Source organism: Bacillus sp. SRB_331 (assembly GCF_003264175.1).
GTDB classification, from domain to species: domain Bacteria; phylum Bacillota; class Bacilli; order Bacillales; family Bacillaceae_G; genus Bacillus_A; species Bacillus_A mycoides.
Map to the genome: position 1 here is coordinate 34181 of NZ_NADV01000046.1, position 17467 is coordinate 51647.

General features: G+C 31.7%; 10 protein-coding genes. 3 read left to right on the forward strand and 7 right to left on the reverse strand.

Translation table 11 applies throughout. The features are described 5' to 3' along the window. Positions 1-18: 18 nt before the first annotated feature. The 4 genes from B5P42_RS26980 to B5P42_RS27005 form a co-directional block, all read right to left on the reverse strand. Positions 19-1659, reverse strand: a complete 1641-nt coding sequence (locus B5P42_RS26980) for a hypothetical protein (protein ID WP_113735660.1) — start codon at positions 1657-1659, stop codon at positions 19-21. Between the two features lie 688 nt (positions 1660-2347). Further along, a complete protein-coding gene (locus B5P42_RS26995; RefSeq protein WP_113735662.1) occupies positions 2348-3319 on the reverse strand; it encodes a sigma-70 family RNA polymerase sigma factor in 972 nt (323 codons plus the stop codon). A gap of 22 nt (positions 3320-3341) precedes the next feature. Beyond that, a complete protein-coding gene (locus tag B5P42_RS27000; RefSeq protein ID WP_000533697.1) occupies positions 3342-3572 on the reverse strand; it encodes a hypothetical protein in 231 nt (76 codons plus the stop codon). Positions 3573-4103: 531 nt separating this feature from the next. Continuing rightward, positions 4104-5417: a DUF3854 domain-containing protein gene (locus B5P42_RS27005; protein ID WP_113735663.1), complete on the reverse strand. Its 1314-nt coding sequence runs from the start codon at positions 5415-5417 to the stop codon at positions 4104-4106. A gap of 2973 nt (positions 5418-8390) precedes the next feature. On the opposite strand from B5P42_RS27005, the gene B5P42_RS27015 reads away from it, so the two are divergent. After that, the gene (locus B5P42_RS27015) at positions 8391-9140 is read left to right on the forward strand and encodes a MerR family transcriptional regulator (RefSeq protein ID WP_113735665.1); all 750 of its coding nucleotides are present in this window, start codon (positions 8391-8393) and stop codon (positions 9138-9140) included. 25 nt (positions 9141-9165) lie between these two features. Here the strand turns inward: B5P42_RS27015 and B5P42_RS27020 are convergent, their stop codons facing one another. From B5P42_RS27020 to B5P42_RS27030, 3 genes are all read right to left on the reverse strand, one after another. Next, a complete protein-coding gene (locus B5P42_RS27020; protein WP_002187392.1) occupies positions 9166-10614 on the reverse strand; it encodes an FtsZ/tubulin family protein in 1449 nt (482 codons plus the stop codon). Position 10615: 1 nt separating this feature from the next. Continuing rightward, the gene (locus B5P42_RS27025; protein WP_002187393.1) at positions 10616-11038 is read right to left on the reverse strand and encodes a hypothetical protein; all 423 of its coding nucleotides are present in this window, start codon (positions 11036-11038) and stop codon (positions 10616-10618) included. Between the two features lie 565 nt (positions 11039-11603). Next, entirely contained in the window at positions 11604-12290 is a 687-nt protein-coding gene (locus B5P42_RS27030) for a hypothetical protein (RefSeq protein WP_113735666.1), read from the reverse strand. A 539-nt stretch (positions 12291-12829) separates the two neighbouring features. On the opposite strand from B5P42_RS27030, the gene B5P42_RS27035 reads away from it, so the two are divergent. Then, positions 12830-14380 carry a replication-relaxation family protein gene (locus tag B5P42_RS27035; protein ID WP_113735667.1) on the forward strand — a complete coding sequence of 517 codons (1551 nt, stop codon included), beginning with the start codon at positions 12830-12832 and terminating at the stop codon, positions 14378-14380. Beyond that, complete coding sequence (locus tag B5P42_RS27040; protein ID WP_113735668.1) at positions 14352-17429, forward strand: type IV secretory system conjugative DNA transfer family protein; 3078 nt, start codon at positions 14352-14354, stop codon at positions 17427-17429. Before B5P42_RS27035 ends, B5P42_RS27040 begins: the two co-directional genes overlap by 29 nt. Positions 17430-17467 lie beyond the last annotated feature (38 nt).

Here is a 17467-nt window from a genome sequence, read left to right on the forward strand (position 1 = left end):
TCAATTCCTCCCCATTACTTAACCTGCACTTATAGTTGCTACAGATGTAGCAGAGCTATTAGGTGCAGAATTGTTAATTTTTTCAAATAAATCTTTATTTCCAACCTTTTGAGCAAACTTTTTAGCTTCCTCAGATTTATTTAATTTCAAATAACTATTAACAATAATTCCTTCTCTTCTGCCATCTAGTGGCACTTGATCTCTTAATTTGATAACTTCTTCATGTTTGTTATCTAATGCAGCAATTTCAAAATTAATTAGTGGATTTTTTGTTTTTAATTCTTTTACTTTTTTCAAATTATCTACAGCTATATAATATGAAACTACTGATTCTGCAAAATCTTGTTCTAAGTCAATTGCCTTTTGTGCTTTACCACTTAATAGATACGTAAATAAAACTGCCTTTTTATCTTCTTTTCCTAACTTTTTATAATCGACTTTATCAAATTCCAAGGCAGCATCTTGATATTTTTGAACTGCAGATAACCTTAATCCATTTATTAAATTTGCATTAACTTCCAAACTATTTACATTATTTGCAGATGCAGCCTGTGAATTTTTCATATTGCTAAGGGCAAAACCTGCTACTACTAATAAAACAATTGATGCGACTCCTATAATAGCGTACTTATATTTTTTCATATTATTTAAGATTCCTTTTTTATCGATTACTACTTTCTCATCCTGTTCAAATTTAGTTACATTTGCTAGATTTCTTTCCTTATTTAAATTAATTTCATCACTTTCTGGTTCCCTTTTAGCCACAATTATTTTTTGTCTCTTTTGAGCTTCTTCTATTTTCTTTTCTTCCTCTAATCTTCTTTTTCTTACTTCTTCAAGTTTTTTCTCTTCTTCTTTCCGTTGTGCTTTTGCCTGTTCCCTTGCTTCTTCCTCTGCCTTTCTACGTACTTCCGCTTCTTTACGTTCCCTTGCTTCTTCACGTTTCCTTGTTTCTTCCTCGGCCTTTCTACGTGCTTCTCCTTCTTTACGTTCCCTTGCTTCTTCCTCTGCTTTTCTACGTGCTTCTGCCTCTTCACGTTTCCTTGTTTGTTCCTCGGCCTTTCTACGTGCTTCTGCTTTTTCACGTTTCCTTGTTTCTTCCTCCGCCTTTCTACGTGCTTCCGTTTCTTTACGTTCTCTTGCTTCTTCTTCCGCCTTCCTACGCGCTTCCGCTTCTTTACGTTTCCTCGCTTCTTCCTCTGCTTTTCTACGTGCTTCCGCTTCTTCACGTTCTCTTGCTTCTTCCTCTGCTTTTCTACGTGCTTCCGCTTCTTCACGTTCTCTTGCTTCTTCTGCTTTTCTACGTGCTTCCGCTTCTTTACGTTTCCTTGCTTCTTCCTCTGCTTTTCTACCTTCTTCTGCTTCTGGTTGTTCTATATTAAAATCGCTTTCAGAAGTGCTTGCCTGTTTTTGAATTGTAGTAATCCAATCAAGAGCTGGATTACTATTTGAAAATTCATTTTTAGGTGTTTTTACATTTACACTTTCTTCACGTTGGTCCAGCGGTTGTTCTGAATACTCTTGATACATTTGCTCACTTACAGGATCCTTATAGATATCCTCATATTGTTCTTCTTCCTCTGCTAATAATCGTTCTCGTCGTTCTTTTTCTTGTCTAATCCTTTCCTTAATTACGTTTCTTTTTCTATTATTTTGCATATAACAACAATGGCCTCCTTTCTATTGGTACCTCATTAATGAGAGTAATTAAATTTTTCATCCTTCATATTTAATCATGAGATATTTCTACAGAAAAACTAAGGGAAATTAGAGATAATATTATTTTTTTAAGCATGATAAATAAAAAGAAGGATANNTATCCTTCTTTTTATTTATCATCTATTGAGTTTATCGTTTTCCGACAGAAAACTACTTCCTCAAAATGTGAAAGTGTGAAACACCAATTTTAGGCGGGAGATGAATGTCGCTTGGCATATGCCAACATGTTTGCTACCATATACTTTTACACATTGCTCTTTGAAAACTGAAGATATGAGGTTGGTTGCAGAAAAATGTTGCAACCAACCTCATATCTTCAACGTTCTTGCGCCCCACGTTTGCCGAAGTTGCGAAAACCAAGCTAAAGTAGGAAGCGTGGTGAGTCAACGTACAAGATACTTATGTTTTCACCGTAGGGACTACGGGCAGAGCATGCTAAGATAACCGGTGGATACATCGGTGTTCGCAGGAATCTCCCACTTCAAACAGTCCGTAAGGACGTTAAGTGGTGAGTAGTTCGAAGTGCATGTTATACCCTTAATACATCACTTTGTATCCAGATTTTAGATAGAAAAAGATACAATTCGCTCATTATACTGTATATTCCGATAAATATGAATATATATTTTCACGCCATATTAAGTTCATCCATTACTTTCAACTTTTCATGTAGTAGATTAAAAATTTCATCTTTATAGTCACATTTCTTCAATTTGTTAATTGCTTCATCCTTTATTTGTGACACTCTTTCAGTTGTTATCATAAGTGCTTTTGCAATTTCTTTATGCAAATACACTTTACCATCTAGAAGACCAAAACATAGATTTAGTACCATCTTTTGCTTTGGGTTTAATACTTCATCAAATATTAACCATATCTCGTAATTTAAGTCCTCAATTACCATCTCATTTGTTGACGGAATTGCTGAACTATCATCATAGAATGGATTTGATATACCTATATCTTCATTTATTGTATCTATATCCAAAGTCATATTAGTAGCTCGCTTATAATATACGTTGTGCCTAATGACTGTTTCGCTAGTTACATTTAACTCTTTTACTACTTCTTCCACTGAAGGGGTTCTGTTGTACATTTGTAGATATTTATCTTCTAACTCGACATATCTTAAATTAAATTGATTCACAGAATTAGGGATTTTAAAAGGCCCAGACTTTTTTTTACATATAATTCCTAACATACTTTTTTGTATCCACCAAAAAGCGTACGTGGAAAAGCAATAACCTAAAGCCGGATTAAAATCTTCCATTGCCCGTAACATTCCCTCATTACCTTCTTGAACCAGATCATCAAACTCTATATCAGGGTGCTTGTTTTTGTACTTTCTTGCAATAGATAATACTAGTCCTACATTCACATGAAACAAATAATCACGTAGATCCTTTTCACCATGTTTGTACCGCTGAAATAATTTTAAACTTTCTTGTTTTGATAGTACCTTATAATTCCCAATTCCCTTAATTTTAAAAGTGTTTCCTTCTAGATTAGCCATTGGCTTAATACTTCTTGCATTAGAATCTTGTGTTATAGTTTTATTTAATGACTCATCGCGATTCAAGCTGCTATATGATTGATTCATTCCTATTCCTCCCTTCTCATTTTTAACGAATTGTTTCTAAAAACATCTTTGTCTCCTTTTGTACGTTACTAATCAACTTACAATTCCTTGCGCATGTATTGGCAACTTCTTTATGTGCTTTCGTTTTTCTCAATTCTATATAAATATCGCATCCTTTGCAGATGCTACTAATACCTTCCATTATTTCTAATTGTCTTCTTCTTTCATATAAAAACTGCTCTTTTGTTTTCTTCTCGCTTACTCGTCTCCCCATTTGTTTCACCTCGTATACATGAATAGTATTATTTAGTCATTTAAAACTACTATCGATATTACATAGATACGAAACTTCACCTTAAAACTCTTCCAAATTTATCCTGTATGTATATGATATAGGATTATAACAAAATGTAAAACAAGTTATTCCGAAAATTTTAAAAATTACTGAGATATTAAAATATCCATCATTTCCTTATGATTAAACTAATTATATTTATATAAATCTTGATAATCATCAAGGTTTATATACAATTTAAACCCTGATGACTATCAAGAACACGTATAAAATAATGGATGTTTTGTATTCTTCTATACAAAACATCCGTTTAGAAAGAGTAAAAAATAAATTTACCTTTAAAGCTTCCAAATTTATATTTCCTCGAATCTCATATATAATTTTTGTATAATTAACATAGAAATTTCGATTTTATAAAAAACAATCATTCTAGTTATGGTGTAAAAAAGTAATTAATCATTTCTATCGCTTATTAATATGTTTTTTAACTTATTACAATTTAAATAGCGTTTATCTCACTTTCTCTATTGCTGGAATATAATCGTTTAACAGTAAATCATCTAGACCCTTTCCAAGATTAATATCCCAACTTGCATAATTAATACTTATCCCTTCTTGATAAAGCGCTTGCGCACATTCTAATAACGACCGCTGAACATCTGAATTTGTAATCATATCCATATCTAAAGCGAACGTCGCCTGTTTAACTCCCATTTTTTTTAATGGTTCAATTAATATTCTCCATACTTTAACCCCAGGTATTGATACAACTGTGGTACCATACATTACTTTTTCCTCATTTGTTAGAAGCTCCTCTAGGTTTTCAGCAGAAATATCAGACTTTAGACTCCCTTCTGAAATCCATACATTATCCTTTTTTATTAGTTCTCCACGTTCCAAACTTTTCAACTCTCGACTAGGTACTGCTACATGTATTGGCAATGGGTTCCCAGCTCCTGTTCCATGGAATTTCCCACCTGAGCTGATCCAAATATATTTACTTTCTAACTTTAATTGTACTTCACCTAATTTTTCACCTTCATAATTAATTTCATACCATTCTTTAACATCGATTTTACCTTTAAATATAGACTCTATCTTCCCATTGATTTTATAGGTCACCTCTATAGTATTGGGTTGCTCAATAACTTCTGCCTTAAAGCTTGGTTTATGATTTTTTACAACTGTCATATATTCAGGATTATCAATTCTACATTGAAAACCACATATCTGATTATATATATTTCTCTGCGGTATTAATAAAGAATCTCTCCTTCCTGCAAACGTGAAATATCTTCCATCCTTTGTTTCTTTTGCATAAAATCCTGGAATTCCAACAATATAGCTTGTTTTCCCCCCTACTTTTTTTATTAGCTCTTTCGTAGTATCCCAAGGTTTAATAGGAAAACTTTTGTAATTTCTAACATTTATTACTTCTCTTGTAATCCTACGTTTTGATCCCATTAACATTTTAATATGTTCATCTCGCACGTCTAAAAATTCTAGGAATAAAGTGTAAATAATATCAAGGGTGTAATCATTTTTCTTCCTATGTTCCTTAATCATCTGATCTTGAGAAAAGTCATATCCCCTTTTTTGATCTTCAGCTATTATATGTAAATAGCCTGCTTCCCCGAATACTGTTTCTGATGAAATTCGTCCACATATTATTTTAGTTTCAGAATCATTAACCATGCACCATCCTTGCTTACCACATATAGGGCACGTTGTTCTATAATATTCAAACCATCTCTCATTACTCCCCTTATTCATGCTTCTCACTGGCCTTAATATTCTACTCGCTGCTAACTTTTCAATTGACATCACATATCTCCTTTTCCCTTGATCAAATAAAAAAGCCCTTTGGAATACGGAGGTTAAATACCACACAAACGTGTAATTTAATCCGTAACCCGAAGGGCTTTATGTAATCACTAGAAAATAAAAAAATTAACAAGTTATAATAAGAATATACTAAAAATTCTTTATTTAATCTAGAGGTTAATTATAATATTCTTTATTTAATCAAATAATCTTATAATATTATTAAACTCCACACTATAATTATACATGGGCAACTCACTGCTTAACCCCTTTTGGACCTTTTGAAGCGAGAACTTCTTCGGAATTAGATACTATTTTAGCAATCTATATCTACCAAGCTATAAGGGTACCCCTTATTAACCGTTCACTAATGTTTTTCTACTTACCTTTTTTGGTACAGTATACTCTCTACTAACCAATTAATTGCGCTATTAAGTGAATTCTTATTGACCATAATCTATTTCTTGTAAACAAACATCATAACATTATATTTTGTTCAAAATTAACTAGTCCTACTTAAAAACAATTTAGAACAAGGACTATAAAACAGTCATATAATTATCAATCTCATGTTGATACCAACAGAAAATCAATACATCTCACCCACATTTGACATTGACATATCAACTGAGATTAACATGTCAAATAAGGCGCACCAACTTTATCACTGGCATCCATCGATTAACATTAACATAACATTGACAATCTGGTACTTATCAAAAATGTTTGTACCTATCTAAACCTCAAGATCTATATTAGTTGAATATTAGTCCATTGCAACGGATTGTAAGGAAGGAAGTAAGTAAGTTAATTAATAAACTACCTTTGAAAATGTTTCAATGCTAGTAATACATAAAAAAAGAAACACCATGAAACTATCAATCGCATGTTGATACCGATGAAAAGATAACCGATTTTTAATCTCTTATTTGTTATTGATATGTCAACCGATATTAACATGTTAGATGATTGTTTTCTTTTGTTATCAATATCATTTTGATTAAGATTGACATAACATTAACAATAAGGTGTCAAAAAAGAAGAAACGTTTATAGCTTTCAAGATTTCAAAATCTATATCGGTTGATTTTTTCTCCTGTGGCAGTTTTCTCGAAGTGAATCTAGTGACAAGCTATCCTAGAAAATGTTTCGACACCATCAAAACACAGTTAAAAATTTAATCGGGATAATAAATGATGACAGTAATTCAATGATTTTTACCCTTTGTTTATCATTGACCTATAGTCTGAAACAACACATAGAGAAGAATACTGTCTATATTGTTAATCTCATATCAATAATTCGTATTTAACACCAATATGACATTAACAATTAAGTAGTTGAAATACGCATAGATGCAGATCTTGGGTCTTCCATATCTGCATTAGTTATAAATTTATCTACCACAACAGATTTCTATTGAAAAATAAAAAGGAAACACTTTAAAAGAACTATAATTGTGGTTAGAAACTAACAAGAAATCCATACAATTAATAGTTTCTTATTAATGACACCAAAAAATCAACAGTTTTCCCTTTGTTTATCATTGACATATAACCTGAGATTAACATGTTAAGCGCTTGTTTTCTTTTGTTATCAATATTATTCTAGTTGATATTGATATAACATTAACAATAATGTATCAAAAAAGGAAAAGAGTTTATAGCTTTCAAGATTTTAAATTCTATATTGGTGAAAATTTTCTTCTGTGACGGTTTTCTCGAATTGAATCTAGTGATGATCTATCCTTGAAAATATTTCGATACTATCAAAACATAGTTAAAATTTAATCGTAATAATAAATGACGACAGCAATTCAATGGTTTTCACCCTTTGTTTATCATTGATATATAATCTAAAAGCAATACGTATAGAGAAATGCTATCTATATTGTTAATGTCATATCAACAATCTGCATTAGTTAAAAGTTTATCTACCACAACAGATTTCTATTGCAAAATAAAATTTAAAAAAACACCCTAAAAGAACTATAATTCTGGCTAGAAACTAACAAGAACTCCATACAATTGACAGTTTCTTATTAGTAACACAAAAAAATCAACAGTTTTCTCTTTATTTATCATTGATATATAACCTGAGATTGACATGTTAATAGGGCTAGTTATCAATTAATGATAGTTTCATATCAACTATCACCAATCCGTATCGACATGACATTAACAATTATCGATTCTAAAATTGAGAATATACATACAGATAGGGTTTTAGATTCTACATCTATTAAAATGTTTTTTTCTATAGCAAAATTCACTGGATAAACCGGAGAAGATATCATTCTTAAAAGCATTTTGATAGTAGCCAAAAACAATAAATCGTTTTTTATTACTTCCGATTTAAAAGTAGCCATTGTATGAATCAATTTTGATTATATAGAGATCACTTGTAAAGGGCGGTGACCCCTAGAAAAAGTGAGTTTATATTAAACCGCATTAAAAGTAGTTCAATAACCTATAATAACCTTCATGTGCATTCTAATGACCTACTGAAACCAATTAACTATACAGTTCTTAGTTTTCTACTACCGAGTATCATAAATTATAGTAAATATAGGCCTTTATTTACTATTAGTATGGGCTTTTCGCTTTACATTTATACATACTTTTTAGCTTTTGAATCTTTAAGTTTAATTCTATATCCTTATAATTTATTTACAAATCACTAATATTTTCTTATCATTAATATATTGTAGACTAATTTGTTAATTTCATAGCAACAATAACCATTAATGACTAACAAATTATTAACAAGACATTAACAATAGTTAGTTATTAACCCTTATTTATCAACGTCATGTTAATAAGTGATACTTTACATATCAATGATATATTTCATGTCAATGTTAATCGATAGAGGTAATTAGGTTTATATCGTCGAAAAACACTTAACATGTTAATCTCACTTTCTATGTTAATTCCATTTTACTGTCGCCATTATATTTCAAGGAGGTATAACAATGATTGAACAAGGTAACCAAAATACAACTGAACATACTGAGCCAAATAATACAAACTCTAGCCATGAAGATGCGTTTGAAAAAGCATGGCGAATAACAGAGTTTTCAAAACTAGTAGGCCGACATCATAACACTGTATACAATTGGTTCAATATCCTAGAGGAAAAGGGGTTACACGGAACATTAAGAACCAATAATACAAATGAAAAGCTATATAACACACTGGATTTAGACATAGCTTTATTTATCAAGCTAAAGAGGGATGAAAAATGGTCGCTAGATGCAATTATTGAGCTTTTACCACATCAATTTGAACTAAGACCAGTTTCTCCAGAAAATCAAGCCAGTGAAGTCTCAACCCAATTAAACATGCAGGAAGCTGCAGCGACTATTGAAAAAATAGTCGAGCAAAAGATTCAAATGCATTTACAAAACATTGAATTAGAGTATCAAGGGAAATTTGAAGATGCTATACGTGCAGTGCTACCTGAACCAGAAGACCCTGAAATGGTAAAAGAGCGTCAAAGACAAGAAAGACTAGATAATATGATAATTCAACATAGAGCGCGTACAGAGTTAAGAAAACAAGCTGAAAGAGAGTGGAGCGCACAACCAGAAGAAACTCGTATTAAAAAAGTTGGCTGGTTTAAAAAAGAGGAAGATCTTGCGAAAAAACAACTTTTCATAGAAAACTATATTGATGAGAATATGATTGAATACATGAAAAATGTAATGAAAACAGAAAAATAAGCCTGGAAAATTCCAGGCTTATTTTTTATTTTGCTCCAAACATTTTATCTGGATCCATAAATGCAGCTAATTCTTCATCATTTGGTGCATTCTGTTCTTCATCTTTAGCTGGTTCTATTTCAAAGTAATCACCAAAATTAATGTTGAAATCATCATCTGAATCTTGTTCTTCAATAGTTGTAATTTGAGACTTTTTATATTGGATTTGGTTTTGTTTTTCTTTAAATTCATTGTATTCTTCGACTAATCCTTTAGATAAGCGAGATGGTAGTGCATCTGTTTTATAGAATGTATACACGCTGCCCATAAAGTCATTCTTACTAACTAGATATCCATTAAAAACAGTTCCATTGATTGGTAGTTTGTTTGTAACTTCTACCTTAGCGTCATCCATAAATGAATCATCAATGTTCTTTTGTTCATCTAAAATTGCCAACATACCAAAATGATGAACTTTTGATGCCTCTAAATCTCCATTTTCATTTGTCTTCATTAGATCAATTGGATGGTGGAATGAGCTTCCTTTCAATGATTCTGAGAACATATCTACAATTTCTTTACTATTTTCAATTTGATTCATGTTACGTGAAACCTTATTAATTACTAAGCAGCCTCTTCTTTCTAGAAGAATTCGTTTAAAGTCTTGGGAATCTAAAATTACAGATGTTCCTGAGCCGTTTGCAGCTGTGTTTAACTCATGAATAATGTCTCCAATACGCTGGTTTGCATAGTCCCGTGAGTTTGCAATACCTTTTTTCTCATTTTCATTTAATCCTTTAAACTCATCATAAAAATGTTGATTATCTGCAAACACAACAAATGCTACGCCTTTAGCCGGATCATTTGCTAACTTCCAAATTTCTTGTGAGAACTTATTTACTTGTCTTAGTACATCAGGTCCATCTGCTCTAACTGGAAGTGTAACCACAATACCCATTTTAATGAAATCTTTACGTTCAATTGCATTATTGAAAGCAATTCTTGCATACTTTTGTTGATTTGCTATTAGTTCTTCTCTAGGAATTTTCATTGCCATACTTTTTAGTTCTTCCGCGATAACAGGCTTATTATGAAAAGCAGAGAATTCTTCAATTGCTTTAATAATTGTAGATGTACCTGTTCCACCGCCTAAACCAGCAAAAAACAACACTAATTCATCAGATGGTCTTACACGTTCTGTAATAAATTCCTTTAATTTATCTTTAGCATCATCATTAGATTCTAAAACCTTTACAGCACGCTCAGGATTCTTACCTAAACCACCTAATTTTAGTGAAACCTGATTGCTTTTTGGAACATGCTTCAGTTCAGCTAAATCTCCGTCATTACTATTTAATGCAAGACAATTATATACTGCTGTACCATCTGTATGCTTATACTCAGCAAACTTATCTACCATTCTAGTACCAGCTTGCCCAAAACCAACCATAGTCATTTTTACCGCGACTTCATTTTTTAGAAAGTTTTTTGCCATTTTACATCTCTCCTTTATTATTTTTACGTCTCTCTAATTCAATTAAAATTTGTTGTCCTCTTATAGTTGAAATCAGGAACTTATATGGATGCATAATCTTTTCTGTTATTAATGACATAGAAGCTAAAGTGCCAACACTTCCCTCTGCTGACCTTCTTGAAATATTTGTTCTTTCAATTTCTAGCGAATAGGATTTTCCCTTAGGTTTCTTTACTCTCCTATCAATAACAACATTTTCTACTATCTCATTTATTGAAATACCTCTCATATACTTTGTCTCTTGGTATTGTTTGTTTACTTGAGATCCTATGTAATGAAATACATTGTACAGTATTTCGTCTTCTTCAATAATGTCTGCGAACATTTCTACAACTTCATGGGTAAATTTGTTCTGTTTATATTTTTCACTTAATACCTCGTTCAAGTTGTCCCCCCCTTAAAACGTTGGTTAATTATTCCTAAAAATATATTACATCATTATAAGACGTATATCAAGTCATTATATATAAGTCTTGTATAAGGTCATTATATACAAGACTTATATATGATTTTCATTTTATAAAATCGCATTAACCTCCTACATATCAACACTTTACATATAAGACGTATATGTAAGTCGTTTATATGCGCAGTAAACAAAACATGTTAATATCAGATTTCATATAACTAACAATAACTATCGGATACTTAATAAAATGACAGTATTTATGTAGAACTCTATCTAGATTTATATTTTCAACATATGATACACCTAAAATATGATACTATTAGTATCACTATTACACTTATACAGCCTATATGTACGTACTATATATAAGACTTATATAAAAACACCTATAAATGAAGGTTGTATGTGCTTTTATATTAATTTCATGTCAATATAATATCATCACAAATCTTTATACGTCTTACTTATAAGTCTTATATGTACAGTGTATAAATAAGTCTATAAAAAAAGAGTAATACTTAATAAAGTATTACTCTTCTAACTATAAAGTTTTATATAAAACACTTAGTTTATTGAAAAGAACTTCATGATCCCGTTTCTTATTTACCAACTCATTTCTCTCTCTGTTGTCAACAGAAAGGAAAGGGGCTGTTAATGTCATATTATATTTATTTATTTCTTTTATTAATTCCGTAGTTATTTCTGATATTTGCAGGAATAACACATAAAATTGTGATTCATTTTCATTCAATTGGCTAGTTTTATAGTTAAGTTCTACAAACTTGTCAGTATAACTTGTCAATTTCATATCAATATAATCGCTATAACTAACATGTGAAGTCATGATGCTGCTAAACTCAGCTAAACTAATTAATTTCTTTGTTAAACATAGGTTTACTAAATAAATCCTGTATAAAGCTTTAAATGAAATAGAATATTTAGCTCTTTTTTTTATTAATTGGATGTATTCACCGTATTTGTTGATTAAATACCTTAATTGATTAGATTTTATCCTCAAAATTCTACTGACTTGTGCGGTATTATACGTTTTATAAGGATCTAGAGCTGCAAACTTTATTGGGATTATCTCATGTTCGTTACTTAATGTGTTGATTACTTTGGTATAAAGAAAGTCCGTTTCAAATTCACTTTTTATTATCTTTTTTATTAACCCATATTCTGTGTTCCAATTCCGCATTTTTTCACCCCTTAAATCAGATTGTAACATGCAAAATATGAAATATACAAAATTTTCATTTACTTTATTATGTTTATTTACTTATTTCTTTTATGATGTGATTTTTCCTTCTGATAAACAAATACCTCTACAGAATTAGATGCAATTCTGTTTAATACTTAATTTCATCTATACAAAAGTATATTCACTGTACATTTTATCTATTTTTGATACTCTACACATATATGACGTAATACATATGACGAACCCTTTTTTTCATCATTAGAGTTCGTCATATGTTCTCTTATCTATGTCGAAGTACATATGACGAACTCTAATAGCCAATTTCTACTTGAGAATATTGAATTTTATTACTCACACCTGACGAAATAATATGTGTTTTTAAACCAAGAGTTCATAGGGGATAATGGGTTACTTTTTTGCAAATTTCAGTTAAAATATGCATTAATCATTTTTATGTACTGAACTGCTTATTTTATCCAACATTAATTACTTTCTTTTCATGATAATTGCACTCGATTTTATGCAAGTTTCCGTATATTATTTCCATATCAAGGGAGTGTTTAAATTTGAAAAAATCATTTGATCATGCTGTTAAATATATCGTTGGGGAAAATGATCGTGGAGTTTATTTTAATCGTTCTGATATTTTTACAGTTTTATTTTTATATGAACAGCGAACAGTATCCCAAATTCAGTTACGTAAATTTTATGAATTGATAAGTGGGGAACCTATAAGTCGAACTACATTTTCATCAAAGTTAACTAAGTGGACAAAAATGAAATTAATAAAAAAGGAAAATATAAGTGTGAGAAAAAAGCGGGGCTTTACACTGGATTTTGTTTCTATCTCTTTGAAAGGAGCTGAAATATTATATCGATTAAAATTGATTTCTGATTGTAGTACCTCATTTGTTACTAAAAGGCAATATGAACACAATATAGCAATCACGCAATTTGTTTTAAATTTACTTGAAGCAGAATCAAACAATGAACATGCCGGTGCAATTGTAGGCGGTAATGGGGATTATCTCTTTCCGCTAAGCCCAATTGTAAAGCAAAACTTGCAATTGCCCAACCTGATGTATTCCGATTCAAAAGATGTCTACTTTTTATATGAAGATGAAGAATACCGCGAATTTTTTCAGCCAGAACTTCAACCCGTTTCCTTCCTACCAGATCTACCTCAACTCGTATATTCATTACGTCCATCTAAAGAATTTTATCCTGATTCAAAGGGAAATCCATTGATAATCCCGGATTGGGTTATTACTTGTGACAATTCTATTATCAATATTGAAGTTGATACAGGATCGGAAAACATTCCGTTTTTAGAAAATAAATTAAAAAAATATCTCGATATCGCTGCTGCTAACCCATCTAAGCGGTATTACGTTTTATTTTCTGTTATTGATGATTCCTACCATACCATTTCTACTTACAAAAAACGGACCACACGTGTTACAAATTTAAAAAAAGCTTTTGGTAATATTCCACGTTTAAGTGTAGTAAACAACCTAAATGTTTATGTATGTAATATGGGTAGTTCAGCACTTGTAGTAAATAATATACTTCAAGAAGCTCGCGAAATTAGTAGTTCAAACAAAGATCATCTATTCAAAAAAGTCACTGAACGTTTAAACATAAATTCTTCTTTCTCTTATTCGGTAGAGTGGATATCTAATAAAAATGAAATGCAAGAGAAAGGAATTCAATATTCTAAACTGCTTGAGCTAACAGATGACATTTTGGTATTACGAAAAAAATCACCTGCTGAAGAAAAAAATTCTTTAGATTACTTAGAAATAGTTTGTATATTAACAATACTTAAGGTAGGGGAGGTTAACACACACTTTAAATTACAACAATTATCAGGATTGTTGGCTATGCAGAATCAACACCGAACACTAAACCCAATTAAGATATTGGGGATATATGAAGCGGATGAATTAGAGCATGGACAGCAGGCCATTTTTACTGACTTGTATCACAACTCCATAGCACCAGAGAATATTTTATTGGCTTCTTCTGCTGAATTGCTTAATTTCACCGCTGCTTTTTATTCGTTAAAAGAGAGGGTGAAACAAGAATTTGGAGAATGCAGTTCAAAAGAATACTGAACTCAATAATGCACCAGGTAATGGGGAGGATCCTAAAACTGGAAAGAGTAAGAAAAATTCCTATACAGTCACAATCGACATTACAAAAAGCTGGAAATATCGTTTGGCAGCCCGCTCATCTTACTATGTTGTGACATTACTACTTCTGCTAGCTTGGTATTTTGCTTTTAGAGGAATATATAAATACGCTTCTTTCTGGTTAATACAAATGGGTGCTCCATCACCTACTTTAAGTATCTTCGGTAATCCGTTTGAAACTAATTATTACATTGAAACCTTTTTTAGCTTTTGGATTTTAATTTATACTTGGCAACTATCAACCAAGGTTAAGACCTATCAGGAGATAAAGCGTAGATGGTTTATTTTCTCGATGATGTTAATTGGTATAGTTGCCCAGTACTTATGGGCGTTTAGTGTTCCATTAGCTAAGATATTTATTCCATTCTTACATTCGAAAGCTGGAGAAGTTTCACTAAATGACAAAGGATTAGAGGATACTATACTTTCAAATTTTAGTAATATCATGCACCTTGTATTTGCTATACCTGTAATTATTATTATTCTCGTACTCTTATGGCTCTTTAAGATTTTTTATGAACATAAAAAACAGCTTTTAGATGAATTCGGAAAATGGGAATACGTATTTAAAATACCTGGTTGGATGCTTTCCTTTTTGAATGATGATCGTCAACGAAAACTTGCTACTTCATTACACAGATTTTTCATTGAAAAAAATCCATCAAAATTGCCAGAACCCGATATCTTTCTTGGCCCTAACAGTGCTACACGGGAAATGGCAGTAATACAGGGCAAGTCTTTAACACTTAATATAATGATCATTGGTAACATTGGTACAGGTAAATCAGCTGCACTAGGTTTACCAATTGCTAATCAAATTCTTGACTATATGGCTTCAATGATTAATAACTTTAAAATCTTATATGCAAGAAAAGATTATCATTCAGAGGATGTAAAAGGAACGCAGGTAAATGGTCTTACAGTTATCGAGCCATCTAATGACTTCTGCGAAAAGGTATATAGCTTGGTATTGGCACACAAGATTCCCGAAAGTGTTATTTTCTATTTAGATCCAACAAATCCTGATACCCCTTCAATAAATTTCGTACGTGGTCCAGTTGATAAAGTTGCTGAGATGTTATGTTCAGTATTAACGGGGCTCTCTGATAATGGAGCAGGAAATCCTTTCTTCGTTCAATCTGAGCGTTCCCATCTTAAACAACATATTTACTTGTTAAAACTCCATGATTCAAAATTTGAAGCTAGATTTGAACATTTAATTGATATGTATAATGATGCTAATCTCGTTTTTGAGATGCATCTCAAGTTAAAAGAACGACTTCCAAATGATATTGAATCTATACCTGATAGAGATGAGCGAAATCATTGGCGCATAATGAAACAAGTTGATGAATGGTTTGATTTAAACTATGTGCCTGAAATTTCTGGCGGTCGTGGGGGAGGGGAAGTTGTTTATCATACTGAAGGGAAATACTATGGGCAGCCAAAGATTATTGATAAACAAGAAACCTTCGTTCGTGGTTTACGAAATACATTAAATGATATTTCAGCTCAACCTTTGCTCCGTCGTGTATTATGTGGTCCATCAGATTTTGACTTTGAAAAGCATTTGGAATTTGGAGGTATCCTTTTAATCAATACAGCGAAAGGGGAACTTTCTGATCTATCTGATGTATTCGGTAAATTATGTTTGTATGCCGTGCAGAATGCTGTTTTCCGTCGTAAGCCTAACGTATCTCCTTACCATCCTGTTTTAGTCGATGAGTTTGCAGATTACATTTATAAAGCATTTAAAAGTTTTCCTGCTCAATCACGTAAATATAAAGCACCTTTAATTGTTATTGCACAAACAATTAGTCAATTAGCAATTGAACATGGCCCAAGATTCATGGATATCCTGTTAGGTACATTTCGTAATAAACTTGTTTATGGTGATGTTACTAATGAAGACGCTAAATTGTTTAGTAAGCTTATGGGTACGAAAACAATTTATGAAGCACGTGAAGGTGATCAAGAAATTGATATGGTAACAGCTGAAACGAAAACACAAAGTACACGTAGAACATCCTACTCTTATTCGAAAACAGAGGTACCCATTCTTTCTGAAAATGATATCTTAATTCAAAAAGCATTCCAGTGTGCTGCTAAAATTGTAAAAGATAACGCCCCACAAGGTGGAATACATGTAAATGCAAACTTTGTTCCTTCTATTGAGTTTAAAACAGCTAAAATTCAAGTTGATGCAGAAGCAGCTGCTTATTGGTTGAAAATTCGAGAAGAGTCATTGAACGCAGAAATTAAATATGATGACTATGTAACAGATACAGATGTTGATAGTGAAAAAAATGTAATTGAAGAATTAGGCACACCTGCAACTGCTCCTACTGCAATTGAAAGTTGGTTAACGACGTTAAATCCTGATACTTACGATTATTATAGTAACGAGGATGAAATTGACCATGAAGTTGAATTAACAAAAAATCAACTTGTGCAAGATAACTCAAGAAAATCTGCTCCTAAACTGGAAAAAGAGGTCACTACAGAATTAATTCCTGGTAACAATACATCAGATCATATAACAATTAATAAAGTGGTGAATACTCAAAAAGAGGATGTAACAGTAGCAAGAACACATAGAGAACCTATTGATTTCAACGACAAAGCACCAGTTATTACTGAAATTCCAATAGAAGTGCCAAAGACAAAACATACACCACAGTATAGAGAGCCAGCTTATACATCTACTGTCACTCATAATCAGCAGGAACAGGAAATACAACGAACTGCAGAAATCAACGGTAAAAATACAACATCTAACTTAACAATGCAATGGTTACAACAACAAATGGCCGCTACTGTTTCTCAGGATGATGAAAATACATTATCTTCAGATGAAATGGGAGGGGGTTCACGACTTCACAAACGAAAAGTTGCAGAGGTGACTCCAGAAAGTGCAGCGATAAAAGATAAACTCAGTCAATATATCGAAGGTGACATAGATCAGGATTGAAATGCTATGTACTATGAAAATATGATACTGAATATTTC

Bases quoted from the DNA above. Each gene is read 5' to 3' on its own strand.
- B5P42_RS27005 (WP_113735663.1), bottom strand. From the start codon at position 5,417: ATGTCAATTGAAAAGTTAGCAGCGAGTAGAATATTAAGGCCAGTGAGA.
- B5P42_RS26980 (WP_113735660.1), bottom strand. From the start codon at position 1,659: ATGCAAAATAATAGAAAAAGAAACGTAATTAAGGAAAGGATTAGACAA.
- B5P42_RS27000 (WP_000533697.1), bottom strand. From the start codon at position 3,572: ATGGGGAGACGAGTAAGCGAGAAGAAAACAAAAGAGCAGTTTTTATAT.
- B5P42_RS27015 (WP_113735665.1), top strand. From the start codon at position 8,391: ATGATTGAACAAGGTAACCAAAATACAACTGAACATACTGAGCCAAAT.
- B5P42_RS26995 (WP_113735662.1), bottom strand. From the start codon at position 3,319: ATGAATCAATCATATAGCAGCTTGAATCGCGATGAGTCATTAAATAAA.
- B5P42_RS27030 (WP_113735666.1), bottom strand. From the start codon at position 12,290: ATGTTACAATCTGATTTAAGGGGTGAAAAAATGCGGAATTGGAACACA.
- B5P42_RS27020 (WP_002187392.1), bottom strand. From the start codon at position 10,614: ATGGCAAAAAACTTTCTAAAAAATGAAGTCGCGGTAAAAATGACTATG.